The sequence below is a fragment of the Bacillus sp. BSL6 genome, from assembly GCF_052928345.1.
This window is the reverse complement of the sequence record NZ_JAVGCW010000007.1, coordinates 52,936-73,485: the sequence shown is the minus strand read 5'-3', so window position 1 is coordinate 73,485 and position 20,550 is coordinate 52,936. Positions and strand designations below refer to the sequence as shown.

General features: G+C 35.1%; 20 protein-coding genes. 11 read left to right on the top strand and 9 right to left on the bottom strand.

What is annotated here, in order from left to right; genetic code table 11:
* The first annotated feature begins 8 nt into the window (after positions 1-8).
* Positions 9-1,091 (top strand): toxic anion resistance protein, encoded by a 1,083-nt coding sequence (locus RCJ96_RS21305; RefSeq protein WP_001064413.1) that lies wholly within the window; start codon positions 9-11, stop codon positions 1,089-1,091.
* Between the two features lie 35 nt (positions 1,092-1,126).
* Here the strand turns inward: RCJ96_RS21305 and RCJ96_RS21300 are convergent, their stop codons facing one another.
* Both RCJ96_RS21300 and RCJ96_RS21295 read right to left on the bottom strand, forming a co-directional pair.
* Positions 1,127-3,793 carry a cation-translocating P-type ATPase gene (locus tag RCJ96_RS21300; RefSeq protein WP_270795273.1) on the bottom strand — a complete coding sequence of 889 codons (2,667 nt, stop codon included), beginning with the start codon at positions 3,791-3,793 and terminating at the stop codon, positions 1,127-1,129.
* Between the two features lie 190 nt (positions 3,794-3,983).
* Positions 3,984-4,208, bottom strand: coding sequence for a DUF1128 domain-containing protein (locus RCJ96_RS21295; protein ID WP_000366197.1), 225 nt, complete (start codon positions 4,206-4,208; stop codon positions 3,984-3,986).
* Positions 4,209-4,382: 174 nt separating this feature from the next.
* On the opposite strand from RCJ96_RS21295, the gene RCJ96_RS21290 reads away from it, so the two are divergent.
* From RCJ96_RS21290 to RCJ96_RS21280, 3 genes are read left to right on the top strand one after another with little or no spacing between them, the layout of a single operon-like run.
* Complete coding sequence (locus RCJ96_RS21290) at positions 4,383-4,847, top strand: low molecular weight protein-tyrosine-phosphatase (protein WP_000250909.1); 465 nt, start codon at positions 4,383-4,385, stop codon at positions 4,845-4,847.
* A 53-nt stretch (positions 4,848-4,900) separates the two neighbouring features.
* On the top strand, positions 4,901-5,416 hold the full coding sequence (locus tag RCJ96_RS21285) for a DUF4075 domain-containing protein (RefSeq protein WP_001085393.1): 516 nt from the start codon (positions 4,901-4,903) through the stop codon (positions 5,414-5,416).
* 6 nt (positions 5,417-5,422) lie between these two features.
* Positions 5,423-6,292, top strand: a complete 870-nt coding sequence (locus tag RCJ96_RS21280; RefSeq protein ID WP_001226530.1) for a YihY/virulence factor BrkB family protein — start codon at positions 5,423-5,425, stop codon at positions 6,290-6,292.
* 183 nt (positions 6,293-6,475) lie between these two features.
* Here RCJ96_RS21280 and RCJ96_RS21275 read toward each other — a convergent pair whose 3' ends face one another.
* Positions 6,476-8,401: a heavy metal translocating P-type ATPase gene (locus tag RCJ96_RS21275; RefSeq protein WP_074608181.1), complete on the bottom strand. Its 1,926-nt coding sequence runs from the start codon at positions 8,399-8,401 to the stop codon at positions 6,476-6,478.
* 271 nt (positions 8,402-8,672) lie between these two features.
* Between RCJ96_RS21275 and RCJ96_RS21270 the strand changes: the two genes are divergently transcribed.
* Both RCJ96_RS21270 and RCJ96_RS21265 read left to right on the top strand, forming a co-directional pair.
* Positions 8,673-9,623, top strand: a complete 951-nt coding sequence (locus RCJ96_RS21270; protein WP_074608183.1) for a DMT family transporter — start codon at positions 8,673-8,675, stop codon at positions 9,621-9,623.
* 123 nt (positions 9,624-9,746) lie between these two features.
* On the top strand, positions 9,747-10,427 hold the full coding sequence (locus RCJ96_RS21265) for a lysoplasmalogenase (protein ID WP_416504602.1): 681 nt from the start codon (positions 9,747-9,749) through the stop codon (positions 10,425-10,427).
* A gap of 53 nt (positions 10,428-10,480) precedes the next feature.
* Here the strand turns inward: RCJ96_RS21265 and RCJ96_RS21260 are convergent, their stop codons facing one another.
* Complete coding sequence (locus RCJ96_RS21260) at positions 10,481-10,765, bottom strand: hypothetical protein (RefSeq protein ID WP_000867043.1); 285 nt, start codon at positions 10,763-10,765, stop codon at positions 10,481-10,483.
* 186 nt (positions 10,766-10,951) lie between these two features.
* Here RCJ96_RS21260 and lepB point away from each other — a divergent pair, with 186 nt between their 5' ends.
* Complete coding sequence (lepB, locus tag RCJ96_RS21255) at positions 10,952-11,488, top strand: signal peptidase I (RefSeq protein ID WP_000983296.1); 537 nt, start codon at positions 10,952-10,954, stop codon at positions 11,486-11,488.
* Between the two features lie 197 nt (positions 11,489-11,685).
* Here the strand turns inward: lepB and RCJ96_RS21250 are convergent, their stop codons facing one another.
* Positions 11,686-14,448 (bottom strand): tetratricopeptide repeat protein, encoded by a 2,763-nt coding sequence (locus tag RCJ96_RS21250; RefSeq protein ID WP_416504603.1) that lies wholly within the window; start codon positions 14,446-14,448, stop codon positions 11,686-11,688.
* Positions 14,449-14,922: 474 nt separating this feature from the next.
* On the opposite strand from RCJ96_RS21250, the gene RCJ96_RS21245 reads away from it, so the two are divergent.
* The gene (locus tag RCJ96_RS21245; RefSeq protein WP_257811293.1) at positions 14,923-15,519 is read left to right on the top strand and encodes a DedA family protein; all 597 of its coding nucleotides are present in this window, start codon (positions 14,923-14,925) and stop codon (positions 15,517-15,519) included.
* A gap of 8 nt (positions 15,520-15,527) precedes the next feature.
* On the opposite strand, the gene RCJ96_RS21240 is transcribed toward RCJ96_RS21245, so the two are convergent.
* The 3 genes from RCJ96_RS21240 to RCJ96_RS21230 all read right to left on the bottom strand — a co-directional run bounded on the left by RCJ96_RS21240 (position 15,528) and on the right by RCJ96_RS21230 (position 16,781).
* On the bottom strand, positions 15,528-15,956 hold the full coding sequence (locus RCJ96_RS21240) for an EamA family transporter (protein ID WP_000100306.1): 429 nt from the start codon (positions 15,954-15,956) through the stop codon (positions 15,528-15,530).
* Positions 15,957-16,062: 106 nt separating this feature from the next.
* Positions 16,063-16,209, bottom strand: a complete 147-nt coding sequence (locus RCJ96_RS21235; RefSeq protein WP_000817786.1) for a BH0509 family protein — start codon at positions 16,207-16,209, stop codon at positions 16,063-16,065.
* A gap of 155 nt (positions 16,210-16,364) precedes the next feature.
* Positions 16,365-16,781: a pyridoxamine 5'-phosphate oxidase family protein gene (locus RCJ96_RS21230; protein WP_000550222.1), complete on the bottom strand. Its 417-nt coding sequence runs from the start codon at positions 16,779-16,781 to the stop codon at positions 16,365-16,367.
* Positions 16,782-16,960: 179 nt separating this feature from the next.
* Between RCJ96_RS21230 and cax the strand changes: the two genes are divergently transcribed.
* Complete coding sequence (cax, locus tag RCJ96_RS21225; RefSeq protein ID WP_000482144.1) at positions 16,961-18,016, top strand: calcium/proton exchanger; 1,056 nt, start codon at positions 16,961-16,963, stop codon at positions 18,014-18,016.
* An 81-nt stretch (positions 18,017-18,097) separates the two neighbouring features.
* Positions 18,098-18,895, top strand: coding sequence for a YfkD famly protein (locus RCJ96_RS21220; RefSeq protein ID WP_001992424.1), 798 nt, complete (start codon positions 18,098-18,100; stop codon positions 18,893-18,895).
* A 34-nt stretch (positions 18,896-18,929) separates the two neighbouring features.
* Here RCJ96_RS21220 and yfkAB read toward each other — a convergent pair whose 3' ends face one another.
* Entirely contained in the window at positions 18,930-20,057 is a 1,128-nt protein-coding gene (yfkAB, locus tag RCJ96_RS21215) for a radical SAM/CxCxxxxC motif protein YfkAB (protein WP_416504604.1), read from the bottom strand.
* A gap of 213 nt (positions 20,058-20,270) precedes the next feature.
* On the opposite strand from yfkAB, the gene RCJ96_RS21210 reads away from it, so the two are divergent.
* Positions 20,271-20,453 (top strand): SE1561 family protein, encoded by a 183-nt coding sequence (locus tag RCJ96_RS21210; RefSeq protein ID WP_000513558.1) that lies wholly within the window; start codon positions 20,271-20,273, stop codon positions 20,451-20,453.
* Positions 20,454-20,550: the final 97 nt, after the last annotated feature.

The following is a 20,550-nucleotide window of genomic DNA, read 5'->3' as shown; positions in this document are numbered from 1 at the left end:
AATACCATATGAATAACCCAGTCGTACTAGATTCGAAAACAGAATTAAATGAGCAAACAGCACAAGATGTTCGATTGCAACTTAGACAAGATGCGGATGTACAACGTATTTATAATGCGGTAGATATTAAAGATCAATTAGAATTAATTGAACTTGGAAAAGAACCTTCTATGGAAATTTCACGTTTTGCTGATCAAATTTTACATACGATGTCATTATCAAAGATAGAAGATTCTGGTGAATTATTAAAACAACTTGGTAAAATTATGGACCGATTTGATAGCAAAGACTTTGCGGAAGAGAAAAGCGGTTTCTTCTCACGTATGTTCAAAAAAGCGGATAAAATGATTGAACAAATCTTTAGCAAATATCAAACGATGGGCCGTGAAATTGATAAAGTGTATGTGGAAATTACGAAGTATCAAGATGAAATGAAAAAATCAATTGGTACGTTAGATGGTTTATATGAGCAAAACTTAAAATATTATTTAGACTTAGAAAAATACGTAGTAGCAGGAGAAATGTTATTAGAGCGTTTAAATACAGAGTTAGTTCCGATGTATGAAGAGCGTGTACGTAATAATGATCAATTAGCAGGTATTGAATTAGAATCGCTTAAAAACTCTGTTGAAATTTTAGAACAGCGTATTGATGATTTAGAAAAAGCACGTATGGTTGCGTTACTTACAGCACCACAAATTCGTATGATTCAACGTGGTAATAATAAATTAATTGGTAAAATCAATACAGCATTTATTACGACGATTCCTATCTTTAAAAATGGTATCATTCAGGCGGTAAATGCGAAGCGTCAAAAACTTGTTGCAGATTCTATGGCTGAGCTTGATCGTCGTACAAATGAATTACTTAAGAAAAATGCACAAAATATCGCAACGCAAAGTGTAGAAGTAGCGAGATTATCAGGTTCTTCTAGTATTAAGATGGAAACGCTTGAGGAAACTTGGAACATTATTTCAAGAGGTATGCAAGAAACACAACAAATTGAAGAGCAAAACAAGCGTGAGCGTGAAGAAAGCCGTAAGCGTATGGCTACATTAACAGAGAACATCAAAAAAGAATTGCAAGGATAAATGAAGAGGCAATGAGGATTAATCCTCATTGCCTTTTAGTTTTTCTTCACTAATTTAATGATTTCATTCATAACAAGCGGAATGATACTTAATAAGAGAACAAATCCCCAATCTCGCATCGTTAATGCATGCACACCGAATATATTTGCAAGGGGCGGGATGGAGATGATGCAAACTTGCATAAGAACACCGATAAGAAGGGAGAAGACTAAATATTTATTTGTAAAGATCCCAATTGAAAAGATCGATTTCGTTCTTGAACGCAAGTTAAATGAATGAACGAGCTGAGAAAAACTAAGAACGACAAATGCCATCGTTTGAGCGTGTAATAGAGCATCCTCATCAATTCGCTCTGGGAAAAGGGGGAATAAATTTGTATCTCCAGTATAGAACTTTGCTCCGGCGATAAAGGCTATTAGCGTTAAAAGTCCAATGACAACCCCATTGAAAATAAGGAAAGGAACGCTACCACTAAATAAGCTTTCTTTCGCATGTCGCGGTTTTTCCTTCATCACATCAGGATCTTCAGGATCAACCCCAAGTGATAATGCAGGCAGCGTATCTGTAATTAAATTTACCCACAAAATGTGAATAGGTCGTAGTGGTGTTGCCCAGCCGAGTAAAATGGCTAAAAATAAAGTGATAATTTCTCCGAAGTTACAAGAGAGTAGGAAGAGAATTGATTTTTTTATGTTACGATAAATGTTTCTACCTTCCTCAACAGCTTTCACGATAGATGAGAAATTATCATCTGTTAATACGACATCCGCTGCCCCTTTTGCAACGTCTGTTCCTGTAATGCCCATCGCTACGCCAACATCTGCTTGTTTTAAAGAGGGAGCGTCATTGACGCCATCACCGGTCATAGAAACGATATTGCCTTTTGCGCGTAATGCTTTTACGATCTTTACTTTATGTTCTGGAGAGACTCTAGCGAATACATGTAAGTGATCAATTTTGCTTGCTAGTTCTGTATCTGAAATGTTATCTAATTCAGTTCCAATCATCACTTCAGATGTTTCTTTAGCGATGCCAAGTTCTTTGGCAATTGCAAAGGCGGTATCTTTATGGTCACCAGTAATCATAACTGTACGAATACCAGCTTTTTTACATTCTGAAATTGAGTCTTTCACTTCAGTTCGCGGTGGATCAATCATACCGACAAGACCAATAAAGATGAGGTTTTCTTCAAGATGATCTATATCCACATCGCTTGAGTTGTATTGTTTAAATGCGAATGAAAGTACTCTTAAAGCTTCTTGAGACATTGCCCCGGCAGCTTTTAATATTTGATCTTTATCAGTATCTGTTAGAACCTCGACTTTACCGTTTTTAAATATGTGGGTACATCGAGGTAAGAGTTTATCGATAGCACCTTTTGTCATGCTATAGTAGCTTTCATCGTATGTATGTACAGTTGACATCATTTTACGATCTGAATCGAAAGGTAGCTCATTAACACGTTCATGTATTTTTTCTAAATGATCTTTTTGCATGTTAAAAGTGCTTCCGGCAACGAGAAGAGCAATTTCAGTCGGGTCTCCCGTTTGTGATTCATTGTTGTAAGACGCATCGTTACATAGCACCATATTTTCTAACAATAGACGTTGCACATCATTATTTACATTTAAATTTTCTAATTGATTGTATGTGTTATCACTATAAAAGTGAGTAACGGTCATTTTATTTTGTGTTAACGTACCTGTTTTATCTGAACAAATAATTGTGACAGAACCGAGAGCTTCGACAGCTGGTAGTTTCCGAATGATAACATTTTGTTTAATCATACGTTGCACACCAATTGCAAGAACGATGGAAACGATAGCTGGCAAACCTTCTGGAATAGCTGCAACGGCTAAACTAATAGCTGTCATAAACATTTCTAGTGTATCTCGTCCTTGTAAAAAGCCGATGAGAAACATAACGATACAAATCGCTACAGCAACAAAGCCTAAATACTTTCCGACTTGTGCTAAGCTTTTTTGAAGTGGTGTCATATCATCGTCTGCTTCATGCAACAGGGTAGCAATCTTACCAATTTGTGAGTTCATTCCAGTTTCAACAGCAACACCGACGCCTCTTCCATATGTTACAAGGGTAGACATGAAGGCCATGTTTTTTTGATCACCGAGTGGTACTTGTTCATCACTTTGCATGGAAGGGTGGTAGATTGCCTCTTTATCAACAGGGACAGATTCACCAGTTAGAGCAGATTCTTCAACTTTTAAATTTGCGGTTTCGATAAGGCGTAAATCGCATGGGATATATCGTCCGGCGTCGAGCATAACGATATCACCTGGAACGACGTGCTCAGATGGAATTTCTTTTAGTTCACCATCTCGCTTGACGATAGCTTTAGGTGTCGCCATCTTTTTCAATGCCTCTAAAGCTTGTTCTGCTTTCGATTCTTGGACGACACCGATAACAGCATTTAAAACTACAACGAGCGCAATAATACTTGCATCAGCCCATTCACCTACAAAGGCTGAAATAAGGGCAGCAATAATAAGGACATATACGAGGACGTCATTAATTTGGGCGAAAATACGCTGCCATAAAGTGCGTTTTTGTTTTGTAGCTAATTCATTAAAACCGTATTGCTTTAAACGTTCACTTGCAATTTCTTCTGTTAAACCGTGTTGTTCATTTGTTTCTAAGTCAATTAATGTTTGGTCTTTCGTCTTACTGTACCAATTGCTCATAAGTAAGCACCTCCAGTAAAAACAGTTAGCAATGGTAGTGTTGCTATTATTTGTGAGTAGTATGTATGGAGAAAAAATCTAAGGTGAGGTTCTACTTCTATTGTACAATATTTTACAGTTGATTGAGGGAAAGAGAAGAGTTGTCATGAATTTGTTGGAAGTAAAAAAGAGCCTCATAAACGAGGCTCCTTTACTTTTTAATTAATGTACCTAATTCTTCTGTAATAGCTTGCATTTCACTAATGCTGAATGTTTCACGTTTCATAACATGCTCATAAATGTCACGTAAGTCTTCGTACATTTCTTCATTAAAGCTAGCAGCTCTCATCGCTCCAGCATTAACCATACGTAATTTTTCTTTAATAGCTTCAACCATATATTCAACGTTTTCTTCTGACTTTACGGATAAATCCACCGAAGTGTCCCCCTTTAAAATAACATAAGGCTATCTTAACATTTTTTATCATTTTCGTTAATGAATCTTTTCAATCCTATTAAATTAGTAGGGATTTCCTTTATATTCACTAATTGGTTGTTTATACTATAAGTATATATAAAGAAATGCACCAAGAAAGGAAGAAACAAAAATATGGTTCAAGTATTGTTTGTTTGTCTTGGGAACATTTGCCGTTCTCCGATGGCAGAAGCGATTTTTCGAGATCTTGTCGTAAAAGAGGGACTCGAAGAGAAAATTGTCATTGATTCTGCAGGAACTGGAGATTGGCATGTTGGCCATCCGCCACATAAAGGAACACAAAAAATTTTAAAAGAAAATGCAGTCACTTTTGAAGGAATTAAAGCAAGGCAAGTAGAAAAAGAAGACTTAACAAAGTTTGATTATATTATTGCCATGGACAACAAGAATATAGCAGATTTAAAAAGTTTAGGTAAAACTGGAGGCTATATTGGTAGGCTGTCCGATTTTGTTCCAGACGGTGGCTGGACAGACGTTCCCGACCCTTACTATACAGGGAATTTCCAAGAAGTATATGACCTTGTAACAGAAGGGTGTGCAAAGCTATTAGCTTTCATTCGAAAAGAACAAGGAATATGAGGAAGCTTAGAAAGAAATACTTTCTAACATAAGAAATGAAAGGGTGAAGGAATATGGCAAAGAAAAATAATATTGCTCGAAACATTGCGATTGGTGTAGCTGCAGGTGTAGCTGTATCTATGTTGAAGAAAGAAAACCGTGAAAAAGTAAAAAATACTGCAGAAAAAGCAAAAACAAAGATGATTGAAATTGGTGAAAATGCAAAAATCAAAGAAAAAGTGCAAACTGTTACAGATAAAGGACGCGAACTTGCTGATTTAAATGTAGTGAAAGCAAAAGTAGCAGAAATTAAAAAATTGACGCCGTCTGTTGTAGAGACGTTAAAAGAAACGAAAGAAATTTTTAGTAAGAAAAAGGTTGAGCCAGCAGAGAAGCCAGAAACGATTGAAATTCAAGCTGTTTCTCCAAAAGTAGATGAACTGAAAGCAGAAGAAGAGCCGGTAGTTGCTGAAGATGGCGGTATGAAAGAAGCGCGTGAACTATTTATGAAAGACTCCAATGTAGAGGAAAAAAAAACTGAAGCGTACATTGAGTTGAAGCAAGATAAAGAAGAGAAGAAAAGCGTTTAACCATATATGAGAAAAATTTTAGAAAAGGTGAGAAGAAATCGTACTTATTCGTTTGGTAAAGATTTATATGACCGAACGATGCGCGATGATGTAGCGGGCTTGGCAGCACAGCTCGCTTATTTCTTCTTACTTGCGATTTTTCCTGGGCTTGTTTTCTTAATTACGCTTCTTGGATTCATTGACCTTCAAACAGAAAGTGTGCTCAACTTATTAGAACCGTACGTACCCGAAGATGCAATGTCTTTAATTGAAGTAAACGTTGATAAAGTTGTAAATGAGCAAAATGGTGGTTTATTATCATTTGGTTTATTATCAATGTTATGGTTTGCTTCAAATGGTGTAAATGCGGTGATGAATGCTTTTAACCGTGCGTATGATGTAACGGAAACACGTTCTTTTATTAAAACGAGGGCGTTATCAATTGTATTTACATTAGCGATTATTTTTATGATTGTGTTTGCACTAATTGTTCCAGTGTTTGGACAAGTCATTGGGGCAGCTGTATTTAAAGCAATTGGTTTATCGGATAGTTTTTCTTACGTGTGGAGTATTACGCGTTTAGTAGCGAGTTTCTTCGTGTTATTTGCATTGTTTAGTTTTTTATATACATTTGCACCAGATCGAAAATTAAAAAGAAGAGAAGTCATTTCAGGAGCAACATTTGCTACTGTAGGATGGATTGTGGTATCGTACTCATTTGCTTATTATGTAGATAAGTTTGCGAATTACGCCAATACATATGGTGGTCTCGGTGGTATTATTATTTTAATGTTATGGTTTTACTTAACTGGATGGGTAATTTTACTTGGCGGTGAAATTAATGGTTTACTCCATCATTATAGGACGGGTGACAATAATTCCCGTAATGAAAAATGAGCTCTTGTTCCATAATAATAGGGAACAGGGGGGATATTTCATGAGTAATAATAAAAAGAATCACAACAATAAAAATAACAATAAACAAAAGAGTAGTTCGCATCCAAAGCATAAAACGAGTGGTAGTGCAAACGGGCATAATAGCTACCATTAGAAAAAACGGGTCCTCTAAGGGACCCGTTTTTATTTGTTTCCTTTTAATAATCGTAAGCCATTTAAAATAACAAGAATCGTACTTCCCTCATGCCCGATAACACCGAATGGAAGAGCTAAAAATTGCATGAAGTTTGAACAAATGAGCATTGCAATTACAGCTAGTGAAAAGATTACGTTTTGCTTTACAATACGGTTCATTCGTTTTGATAAACGAATTGCTTGCGAAAGTCGAGATAACTCGTTCTTCATAAGTACAACGTCTGCCGTTTCTAAAGCTACGTCTGTTCCTTCTCCCATCGCTACACCAATGCTAGCAGTAGCGAGTGCAGGGGCATCATTTATACCATCTCCGACCATTGCTACTGTCCCGTATTTTTCTTTTAGCTTTTTAATCGTTTCAACCTTTGTTTCTGGTAAGCAGGATGCGTAATATTCCTTTATATTACTTTCAGAGGCAATAGCTTTTGCTGTTTCTTCATTATCACCAGTAATCATAATTGCTTCGACACCGATACTTTGTAATTCGCGAATAGCAGCTATTGTTTCTTGGCGAAGTGTATCTTTTAAAGCGATAAGCCCAAGGATGCCACCCTCGTCACTAATATAAACGACAGTTTTACCTTCTTTTTCAAGTGAAGCAGAAATACCATTATGAAATGTCTTTGTTTTTTCACCGATAAAATCAGCTTTACCTATTTTATAAGCTTTGTTTTCGAATGTTCCTTTTAGCCCAAAACCAGTTACATCTTCAACGTTTTCTGGTTTTTTTAATGTAATGTCATACGCATGTTGTGCATACTTCACAATAGATTCAGCTAAAGGATGTGTAGAGTGACTTTCAATTGCTGCTGTAATAGAAAGTACTTCTTTTTCTGTCATATTTTCTCGAACATATACATCTGTTACAGTAGGTTTTCCTTCTGTTAATGTTCCCGTTTTATCAAAGGCAATTGCTTTTACGGAAGCGAGGCGTTCTAAATGTATGCCACCTTTAAAGAGAATTCCGTTTCTTGCGCCGTTAGAAATAGCAGATAACGTTGCTGGTGTAATGGCAGCAACGAGTGCACAAGGAGATGCGACTACAAGTAAGATCATAGCGCGATAAAACGTTTCATTCCAGCTCCAATCCAACAAGAAATGAGGGACGAACATCATAAGCGCAACAACGAGTAGTACACCTTTTACATATGTTCCTTCAAACTTTTCGATGAATAGTTGTGATGGTGATTTTTCACTTTGTGCACTTTGAACGAGACGAATAATCTTTTGGAATAATGTTTGATCGCTTGGCTTCGTAATTGTAACTTCGATAGCGCCGCGTAAATTTACAGTACCAGCAAATACTTCATCACCATATTTTTTTTCATTTGGAATAGGTTCACCAGTAATCGCTGCCTCATCGATATTTGTTTCACCGCTATGAATCGTACCGTCAGCAGGAACGCGCTCACCTGGCTTAATTAGAATAATGTCGTTAATTTGTAATCGTCCAACAGGAACACGTTCTTCAGTTCCATTTGAAATACGTAATGCTTCTTCCGGTTGTAAATCAAGAAGCGCTGAAATTTCTTTTTGACTTTTACTTAATGTATAAGATTCCATCGCACCGCTTAGTGCGAAGATAAAGATTAAAATGGCGCCTTCTGCCCAGTAGCCAATAATTGCAGCACCGATAGCAGCAAAGAGCATAAGCATTTCGACATTTAGCTCTTTCTCCTCAATTGTATCTTCAATACCTTCTTTTGCTTTTGCATATCCACCAACTATATAAGCAAGGATATAGCAAGTAATGCCTACATTCATTACATCGTTCTTTGTGAATAACCAACCAGCTAAAATGAAAATACCAGATGCGATTGCAAATATAAGTTCATAATGTTTCTTTAATGTATCCCATAAAGAGGGATGAGAAATAGACTTTTGTACTTGTAATGTTTTTACTTCTGAGTTCATTACTACTCGCTCCTTCCAAATTCTTATTGAGAAAAATAATCAAAATCGAAACCCCTATAAAACGACGAAAGCTGCCATCCATAATGGATAGCAGCATTTCTGTTGAAACTGATTTTAATAGTTATTATGTTGTAATTATTCTATAGTATAGCATATGTTTTCGTTAGATGATATGTTTTTTGTTTGTTTAGAAACTGAAAACTTGTGTTTTCTCAATTCCTTTGGTATATATGAATACTGTTCATAAAAAGGTCGGAAAGGAAGACAACAAGTGAAGACAGAGAAATTTTTTACCCATCCGATTGGCGTATTTATTGCTGCAATAGTAGCAACTTTTTTATGGGGAAGCGCATTTCCTTTTATTAAATTAAGTTATGCTGAACTTGGAATTCAGCCACAAGAAGTTGGAGAGCAAATATTATTTGCTGGCTATCGTTTCTTTTTATCTGGGGTTATGCTTTTATTCTTCTTTAAAGCGTTAGGAAAAGATATGAGCTTCAAAAAAGGAACGGGGAAGCAGTTAGTACAAATTGGCTTATTTCAAACATTTCTTCAATATATATGTTTTTATATTGGAATGAGTTATAGTTCTGGCATTGAAGGAGCTATCATTTCAGGAACATCATCATTCTTTCAAATTTTACTTGCGCACTTCTTATATAAAGACGATGCGCTCAATATGAAAAAAATAATTGGAGTCTCTATCGGATTTTGTGGTGTCGTTTTAGTAAATGTACCGAGTGATGGTAGTTTGTCATTCCATTTCGGAATTGGTAGTTTATTACTTCTGAGTGCAGCAATGTTATATTCATATGGGAACATATTGGCGAAAGAAGGTAGTAAAACGTTAGATGTCGGCTATATGACGGCATACCAAATGATTTTTGGTTCTATCGGACTATTATGTATAGGTGCTTTGCAAGTTGGAATTATGCCATTTACATTTAGTGTACATGCAATACTTATGCTTATCTACTTATCTTTCTTATCTGCAGCAGGATTTTGCATTTGGAATACAATTATGAAGTATAACAAGGTTGGAAAAGTATCCATGTACATGTTCTTTATACCCGTATTTGGTGTATTATTATCGAGCATGATTTTAGGCGAAGCAATTCATTCATTTGTACTATTCGGTTTAGCATGTGTAGCCGCGGGAATTATCGTGGTGAATCGTACGCCAGCTAAGCAGAAAATGGAGCAAGAAAAACAAGTAGCATAAATAACAGGAAAACGATTAAAAAAGAAGAACAGTACTGTTCTTCTTTTTTTATGTAGAAAAAGGATAATAGACTAGGTGTAACGAAAAAAGATACAAAAAGCATTTTATTGGGGAGAACATGTTATGAATCTACTTTACATGGTGTTAATTGCACAAATCATTCTTTTTCTAATTGGTGCAATGTACGCAATAGGGCAGACAAAAAAAACAAGAAATAATATGCCGTTACCTTTAGCAGTCCGTCTTATCCTTAGTTTTTCGTTAACAGCAAGTGCAATTTGGATATGGTTACAAGATCCATCAGTAGAGTATAGTACGTGGGTTGCACTAGGTATGACGTTATCAACTGTAGGAGATTTATTTATGGCAGGTTTAATTTCAATTGGTCACAGATTAATTGGAGGGATGATTACTTTCGCTCTCGCTCATTGTTTTTATGTAAAAGCATTTTTGCAAACAGGCATTTCATGGAATGGTTTTTGGATTGGTTTACTCGTATACGGACTCTTTCTCATTATAGGATGGTTCTTTTTTATTCGAAATGAGAAACAAGATAAATTGTTTACGATAGGGGCGCTAATTTACGGATTGTGGGTTGGAGGAATGGCTTGCTTTGCATTCGCCTTATACTATGAGAATACAGGAATATGGTGGATACCAGCTTTTGGTGGTTTACTATTTGTGATTTCTGATTTTATTATTGGCGTGACAGATATTGGAGGGCGCAAATTAAAGTATGAACCACTTTGGATTTGGTTTACATATGTAGCGGCTCAAATGTGTATTGTATATGTGGGAATATAAAAAGATACTCTTCGAATAGTGGATAGACTATTTGAAGAGTATCTTTTTTGTTACTATGCTACAATATTTTTTTGTTGTAGAGCAGAAAGGCTGTATTCATCTGCTGCTTTATAACCTTGGGATAATAAATCATTGATGTAAAGCTTGTTGTAAATAAAGCAGAAGACTAAGTTAGAGAATCCGAATGTAAACATACTAGCGACTAAAATAATTAAAAACCATTTCCAGTCTCCACGGAATATAGCAGGGAAGAAACCAAAGAAAAATACAGTCCAACTAAAACCAATTTTTGCTTGTTTAATTTGACCGGTATTTTCATTTTTAAGCATAACTTTCATAGAAAAAGTCCTCCTAAGTAACTAAAAATATAATGATAAATGCAAGATATAGTATATGAAAATAATACATTATTGAATATTATTATTTGTATTTTTGTAATATTATAATTTAATAATTCAGAATCTTGTGGAAAATATACGGTTGAAGTCTTTATAATAAAAGTAAAAAGATGATGAGATGGTGGAATGATGCAAAAGAAAAAACGTTTGCGTGAATTCTTTGGAACAATTGCAATTGCATGTTTGCTCGTGTTTTTGGCGAAAATATTCGTATTTTTTCCTACGACTGTAAAAGGAGCGTCCATGAAGCCAACGTTACAAGATGGGGATAAGGTGATTGTAAATAAGTTGGCAAAGCAATTTGAAAGTTATGGGAGAGAAGATATTATTGTTGTAAAGACGGATAATTTTTATGTGAAAAGGGTTATTGGTTTGCCTGGTGATGTCATTGAGGTGAGAAACGATCAATTATATGTGAATCATGAAGTGATAGAGGAGGCGTATTTGTATAGTAATAAAAAACAAGCTGAAAAAAAACTTATGAATTTAACAGAGGACTTTGGACCGATTACAGTTCCTAAAAATAAGATTTTTGTTATGGGAGATAATCGCTTAATAAGCAGAGATAGTAGAAATGGTTTAGGACTCATTGATAAAGCTGATGTATTAGGAGAATTAGCAGCAATTTATTATCCATTTGAACATATGAAAATAATGAATTAAAGTAAAAAACCAAGCAAATTTCAGTTTGCTTGGTTTTTTATCCCGCTTTAATGGGCAGTAAGACCCCCACCTCAAAATTCAGCGAAAGCAAGGAAGTTAGGTGGGGGGGGCGGGCTGCCTATTAAAGTCCGATTGGTGAGGGCTGATAATCAGTGGGGGATGAAGAAAACCCCCGCTGATTAAAGTTTCACTTTACGTTAAATCGTAGGAGACTCATTAAATTCATAGACGTCTTCATTGTTTTTGTGCGTACTTAAAATGAATTTGTGCTGTAATAGTTGCAGTTTAAAGAATGCTAACGGATCGTGATAAGTTTCTGGGTTGCTTCTTAACGTTGCTAATGTTTGCTCGTCTTCCTGTATTTCAAGTTGAGCGGCTTCTACATTTTGTTTCAGTATGCTAAGTGGATCTTTAAAGAACATCATGATATCTCGTTCTAATGCGCCTTCAAATACTTCAAATTGAAGGAAGAATTGTTTTGAAATCGTTTGAGCAATTTCCGTATAGTCTTCCGTTTCAATATATTGTTTATATTTGTTTGCAAGCATAGATTGATTTTTTTGCATGTTACCAAATAGTTTTCCTGCACTCTTTAAGAAAAATTGTGTCGGTGTAAAACGTAATAAAATATTGATATTCGATACTGTAATTCTATTGGTCATGCGTACAACATCTCGATGCCAATCATCTAGTAATTTGAAATCGCAAGGAAGTTTCATTCGTTCTTCTTTATATAATTTATTAAACGTTTCACTCATTTCATCTAAATAAGATTGAGCTTGAATAAATTCATTATGTGCTGTTTCAATCCACTCTTGAATAAACCCAGTAAATTTAGGAAGAAGCACTTGCTGTACATGTTTTTGAATTCGTTCGTTCATCGCAGTATTTAATTCTTCATGAACTAATTTGAAATCACTATCTTCTTGAACAAGGTCAGAGCAGCTCTGTAATAATTCAGGAATTTGAGAATGGATATCTCGTGTGATTTCTTCTTTCGTTAAAAGATAAGATTCTGTAATAGAACGAATTTTATCTTTTTCAAGAGCGGTAAGATTGTTAATAAATCCGTTTAGTTTTACTGAGATATGTTTATTCCAACGTACTGATTTGACTAATGTATTTTCTAATTCTACACGTTCATTTACAAGGTATGCGATTGTCTTTTGAGTAAACCATATTAGTTTTTCGATACGTTCTTGTTCTATATCGCGTTCTGCTAGATTAGAAAGAATAGACTCTGTCACGTCCCCAAGTTGTTGGCTCCCCTCTTGTGAAGGAGAGTATGGGAAGAACTGCGCATTTGGGAAATGGACTTTCATCTTACTCATTAGTTTTTCATTCGTATCCGCACTATTTGTATGTAATACGAAATGAATTTGTAAGTTTGGTACTTGTTCACGTAAATAAAGTAATGTATCAAGTTCTTCACCATGTAACGATGAAGCAGAATTTAATACGTAAATAAGGCTATCTGCGGCTTGTAAGTATTCAAAATATGAGCTGTTTTTATCCACTTGTCCTCGAACAGATGGTGTAACAAGAAATGCAAATTTATTCTTTCTCAAAAATCTACTTGGTAATTTAATTTCTATACATTTGTTCTCAAGTTCTGATTGTTCAGGTGTAGTCATTATTTGATGGAATTCATCAAAGTTCGGTATATTGTGCACGTCTAACGCAGTGAATTCTGTTATTTCAGTTTGGCTATCATCTTTAAATAGAATAGGAGTTGTTATAGTTTCAGTTAAGATGTTCTCTCCTAATATTGAATTGACGAATGATAATTTATCATAGTCACTAGTTCCCGAAATTAGTAATTTTGTAACATTTAAATCACATAGTTCATGAACGAGTAACGTAAATTGATGACTTAAATCTACATCATTTTTTTCAGCCCATACAGCAATTGTTTCGAATAAATGAGAAACAGTTTCCATATTCACATTTGTTTCAGCTGTTGAATTAGAGAGTAGGGCTCCCGCACTTTTTACGAGTAATGACTCTAAAGTTGTAGGTGAAACTTCATTCCACGCTAACACTGCAGCAGAGACGAATAGGGCGTCTTTTGCTCTCGTTAAACTAAACCAATTTGTTAATAAGTCAGGTACAAGTCCTTGCATTTCATGCATGAAATGTTCACCAGTAATTAATTCAAAGTACGTATCTTGATAGCGTTCAACAATTTCATGCCAATCGTCATTGTTGTCTGTCTCAATATGTAAGAATAAATGATTGATTGTTTGAATCCAAGGTAGATGTGATTTTTCATTTTGATAGCTGTTCCAAAGAGCGATAACAAGTTCCTTAAATTGGACTTGATCAATTGCATATAAAGCTTTTAAAGATTCATAGAAATATTCTGGTTTGATTTGTTTCGTAAATCCTTGATTCACATAATTGATTAAAGTATCGAACCAGTGTAATGATTTTGTTCGAATTCCTTCTTGAACGGCAAGTTCGATGGCATTATTCCAATCTTCTTGTTTTTCATAGAACGAGCGAGCAATTGAAGTAATATTTGGATAGTCAGGTTGAAATGCAACAGCTTCACTAATCGTCTTAAATGCTAGACCTAAACGATCTTGTTCGATATAAAGAGAAAGAAGTTGTAAGGAAACTTCCATTGTAAGAGTTGTATCTTCCGTTTGGATAGATTGATACATTTCTTCTGCTTTTGGTAAGAATCCTAGTTCAAAATAAGCATCTGCAATATTTTTGGTTGCCCAAAGTGCAAGTTCGTTATTTACTTTTTCCCATTTAAATATCGCTGCTTCAAAGTCTTTATTTTGGTAATAAAATTCACCTTGAGCAAAGCGAATATTAGAAATGTTGGAGAATTCATTTGTAGATTCATTTATATATGCTTCACCGAGTACTTCTGATACTGGAGTAGAAGTTTCTTCTGTTAAAAATGTTTTATAGTAAACCTTTTGGATAAATTGATTTTCAATGGTCATGTTCGTTCCCCCTGTATAATTTAGAAAAATGATGTTGTATGTAAAGGGTGCATGTTCTTTTAATAGGTAGAAGTTGCATTATATCGACCAAACTATGTTTTTGCTAGGTATATCATTTTTCCTGAGAGTTAAACCGTTGCGAAAAGTAACTTTCCTTTATTGTAACAAAAAAACAGGCATATGAATTTTTATTTTTTCATCTCGGTGTTTGTAGATAGTAAGATTAGCACTTCAAAAAGAGGTGAATATAAGGGAAGGTGGCGGGAGTCTAGCGCACGATTGATGTGTACTAAAAATGAGTAAGGATGAACAAACCCTCACTGATTGATGGTTCAATTTCTTTCTGCTAAAGGAATGGATAGAAGTAGAGTTCATTATAAAAACAATGTATAGTGAATATGTATACCATGTTTGTCTGAAAGATAGAAAGGGCACAATGTGGAATAACGATCGTGCATAGGATGTGTCTTCCGAATGGAACAACATATTGGCGAGTTAATCGCACATTATGGGTATTTTGGAATTATTATAGCTTTGGCCGGTGGGATTGTTGGATTACCGATACCAGACGAGTTTTTATTGACCTTCGTTGGTTATAACGTTTCAAAAGGCGTTATGTCAGGAACTGCTGCGTTTTTAAGTGGGATGGCTGGTGCGATGTTAGGCATTACATTAAGCTACATATTAGGTTTAAAACTTGGACTCCCTGTTTTAAAAAAATATGGACCGAAAATTAGAATTAAAGAACATCACATTGAAAAAACACATATTTTATTTGAAAAATATGGCCCATTTCTTTTAATAGTTGGTTATTTTATCCCAGGAGTACGTCATTTAACAGCGTATTTTGCTGGGATGTCGAATTTAACAATTTGGCGTTTTTGTTTGTACGCTTACGGTGGTGCGCTTATTTGGATCAGTGTTTTTATTGGACTTGGTTGGAAGTTAGGAGAGAAGTGGCGTTTCGTCGAGTATAGTTTACATCATTATGGAATATGGATTTTATCTATTTCAGTAGTTGTTACATGTGTCGTATGGTTTTACATAAAGAAAAAGAAAAACCGCGAGTAGCGGTTTTTTTAGCTGAAAGCGATAAATAGTACACCAGCTGTAATAAAGACAACACCAATACCAGTCATAAAGTTTAACTTTTCGCCGAGTATAATCATAGCGAGAATGATAGAAAATACAACGCTTAGTTTATCGACAGGAGCCACTTGTGAAACTTTCCCTGTTTTGAGGGCAAGAAAATAAAATAGCCATGACGAAGCACCTGCAACTCCACTTAATGTGATAAAGAGCAGTGCTTTTTTATTTAGAAGTACGTCGCCGATATTTTGAAATTTACCTTGTATAATAATAACGCCTACCATAAATAATGCCATAATAATAGAACGAACCGTCGTAGCGACATTGGCATCGATTCCATCTAAACCAATTTTACCGAAAATAGACACAAGGGCAGCAGCAATTGCTGATAATAGTGCGAATAAGAGCCATGAACTCATAGTAAAATTCCTCCAATCGTATATTATTATACATGAAAATCATTCTCATGTATTAATAACGAAATAATCCCCACCTTATATTTTTCATAAGGTGGGGATTATTATACTACTCTGCAATTTCCTCATATAAAAAGTACGTTACATTATAAATATGTTCTACTTCATCGTCTGTCATAAATAATAATTCGTCACGCTCAATCCCTTTTTTCTTTTCGATAAACTCAATCATGTTTTTGCGTTCTTCTCTTTTCATCAATTTTATTTCTCCTCTCAATCTGTTTTAATACAGTTTATTTAAGTTACTGCTATTATATAACAGAATCTTTAGAAAGTTCCACCTATTTTATTGTTTTTTTCAGAAGAACTTTTCGACAAAACAAGCCCACCTAAAGGTGGGCTTGTTTCACTTTATAGTCGTAAAAACTCGGGCTCCGTCGTACCGGCACCATCGATGTAATAAATTGTATCGGGGTTGATTTTAATTAGTACATAATTAGGGTCTTCAGGACCGAGTAACCAACGCTTTAAGCTATTACTCCAAAATTTGTTTTTTAATGTGGAGTCTTCCTCGATGGAGGCTAAGCCTTCCACTTCGATATAATCTTCATCTAATTTTTTTCCTTCACGACCAAGTAGTACATGTACATTTGGATTGTTTTTAATATCTGTTATCTTTTTTGATTGTCGATCTGTTGCAACATACAGTACAAAATCTTCGTGGAAAAACATCATAAAGGCGCTATGAGGTTTCTCATTTCGTACTGTAGATAATACACCGGTACGTTGACCTTGAATAATAGTTGCGATTTTTTCTTTTAAGTGCATAATTTTAACCCCTTTTCATAATTTATAATTCTGTCTGTTTCAACAAGGTAATTTAAATATCTTTCATACTGTTTTCTTCAATTCGATTTTTTAAACGCAATTGTGATGAAATCGGACAAGTTAGGAGAAGAATAATAATAATATCGAGGAGAAATACATACGATGGAAGGATGGAAAGCATGTTTAATAAAATATTTCTTATAGTGGCGCTTATAGGTGTACCACTGTCTGTACTTGGGAAAACACTTCATTGGCCTCAAACAATTATGTTTGCTGTGTATTGTATTACGATTATCGCATTAGCGGGTTTTATGGGGAGAGCGACAGAAAGTTTGGCAATTGTATCTGGTCCTAGAATAGGTGGATTATTAAATGCTACTTTCGGTAATGCTGTTGAACTAATCATTTCAATTTTTGCCCTTCAGGCAGGATTAATTGAAGTTGTGTTAGCTTCTTTAACGGGTTCTGTACTTGGAAATTTATTATTAGTAGGAGGGCTATCCTTCTTTGTGGGAGGGCTTAAATATAAAAGACAAAGTTTTAATGTATATGATGCAAGGCATAATTCGGCTTTATTAATCTTTGCTGTAGTAGTAGCATTTGTTATTCCAGAGATTTTTTCAATGAAGATGGACGCTGGAAAGACGTATCAGTTAAGTATAGGTGTCTCGATTATTATGATTATTATGTACCTTGCTGCATTGCTATTTAAGTTAGTTACGCATCGTGGTGTATATCAGCATAAAAGTGATGAAGTCGCTCATGAGGAAGAACCAGAGTGGTCGAAAGGGAAAGCATTACTCATTTTAGCGATAGCAACAATTGCGGTAGCTTATGTGTCAGAGGCGCTCGTGCATACATTTGAGACAGTTGCAAAATCATTTGGTTGGTCAGAACTATTTATAGGGGTTATTATCGTCGCAATTGTTGGGAATGCAGCGGAACATGCATCTGCAATTATTATGGCGTATAAAAATAAAGTAAATATTGCAGTTGAGATTGCGATAGGTTCTACATTACAAATTGCCATGTTTGTTGCTCCTGTATTAGTACTGCTTTCTATGTTCTTCACGCAAAGGATGCCTTTAGTATTTACAATACCAGAACTTGTTTCTATGATTACAGCTGTTTTCTTAACGATTGCGATTTCAAATGATGGAGATACGAATTGGTTTGAAGGCGGTACTTTATTAGCTGCGTATGTCATTATGGGAATTGGTTTTTATTTATTATGAAAAATAGGCATAACAATTGTGCTCAGAGAAAACAATAAACGAAGTAGTATATATACCTTTATGTAGGAAGGAGCCAGACAGGTGAAACGAGTATACAGCATATGTCTTTCAACTATGGTCTCGTTTATTTTATTATTTCCTAACAGTGGCTTTGCAAAGACAACAGTAGAAACAAAAATGCCTTCATCTGTTTTAAATATTTCTAAAGACAATACGTTTCCAAATGATGCGCAAGATTTACCGCGTTTACAGCCGAGTAAGTTTGCTCAAGAATTATTAAAAACAGCAAATATTAAAATTGAAAATCCGGACTTAATTCGAATGTTTAATGAAACAACAATTTCGAATGCGCCGCTTGCGGTAGGGTACCGAGCAAAGATTTATTTAGGGCAATGGGCTTTACATTATGAATCGATTGATACATCGGTTAATTGGGAATATAAACAAGTAAATCGCAATGTGTACGATAATCGCGGAGGAGATCGCCTATATCCACTACGCTATAAGCAAGAAACACAAAAGACGGTTGAAGGTGATTTAACAGCAGATATGAAAGATGCTGCAGATGTGAAAAAAATGATGCTTCTCAAAGCACTTGAAAAAGTACAATTGCCACTTTCATTTAAAACGACTATTGGTTATGGTACAGGGCATGAGCGTGTGTATAATATTAGTCCGAGTCAACTTGGATATTTATACGCTTATACACCAGCAGTAAATGAAAAAGGGAAAGTAACATTTGGAGAAGTATACCTCGTATTAAAAGGAAATCAAAAAAGGCTTGTTGTAAAAAATATTACTTCTCAAGGAATTGGAGCCGCTATCCCAATTCATGATCATTTATATTTTAAATTCATTTCTTCTTCTCATTCGCAATAAGATAAAAAACGTCAGCTTATAAGCTGACGTTTTTTTATAATGTAATATTTGCTGTTTTTGATAAGAAATCTTCTGTCGGATAGTAGCTGTTTTTTACAAGAACATTCGGTCCAAGACATTTTACTGCTGGACAGTGACAGCTTAATGATTTTGCTGTTTTTGAAGCGCTCCATTTTTCATACGCTTCTTGTAACGTATTTGTTTGAATGTTACCTAGAAGTGGAACATCACCAAAGTCCGTTACAATAATATTTCCATCAAAAATATTTACATTTAAACGAGAACGGCCATCTGGATCGTTACGAACAGTTACATTTTTGCTCTTTTGTAATTTTTTAAATGTGGAAATGTCTCGCTCATCATCGCTACAAGCATAGAAAGGTAAAGTTCCAAATAACATCCATACATTTTCATCGCGAATTTCTAGTAAATGCTCAATTGCATCACGAATTTCAGCTTTTGTTAAAATCTCTAGATTACTCGCGAAGTCACTTGGATACATTGGGTGAACCTCATGACGTTTACATCCCATTTCATCAACGATTTGACGATGAATATGCTCAATGTGTGGTAGAGTTCGTTTATTCAACATCGTTTCGGCTGATACGAGTACACCTGCATCTGATAGAGCTTTACTATTTGTGATCATACGTTCAAATAATTTTGCACGCTGTTCATACGTAGGTTTACGCTCCATCATTGCAAATCCGCCTTCAACGAAGTCGTCAATTGTTCCCCAGTTATGAGATATATGCAATACGTCTAAATAGGGAATAATTTGTTCGTAACGTGCTAAATCTATAGTTAAGTTTGAGTTGATTTGAGTGCGAACACCTCGTTCGTGGGCGTATTTTAAGAGTGGTGTTACATAGTTGTCGACGGATTTTTTTGAAAGCATAGGTTCTCCGCCAGTAATACTTAAAGAACGTAAATGAGGAATCTCATCTAATCGTTTTAATAAAAGATCCATCGGAAGCGGATTCGGGTCTTTCGGCTGTAACGTGTAACCAACAGCGCAATGCTCACAGCGCATATTGCATAACGTCGTTGTTGTAAACTCAACATTTGTTAATAGTAATTTGCCGTACTCTTCAAGGTCCATATACGCTTCCCATGGATCGTAAGAAGGAGTAATCGGCTTCATTTTTTGTGATATCGTCATATGAAATACTCCTTTGACTATTGAAATAACAATTTGTCCATCCTCTATAATAGAAGAATATGTGCTTTTTATAAAGCGAAACTTTTTAGAGGGAAAAGAGAGAGGGCTTACATTATAGTGAATAACCGTGACAAAATTGATGAAATTACATACCCATTGTAATCATTTTTGCGGTATAATAAAAGCAACTCGAATTAAAAGGAGAGTGCCTTCATGGGAAAAGCAATTCAAGATAAAGATACACAATTAGTATATTTAAAAGAACGTTTAAATATGTTCATTGAAGTAATTGATACAATTGAACCTGAAGAAGTAGAATTAGAAGATGTAGATCGTCTTCTTGCAATGCTAGATGAATTAGAATTAAAATGTGAGCAATTTAAAAAAGACGAATAATATATTAAAAAGGCTGCCAATTCCAATTTGGTAGCCTTTTTCTGTGCGGATAATAGAAGGACGATAGAAAAAGAGGTATAATCAAGTTGTGAAAAAT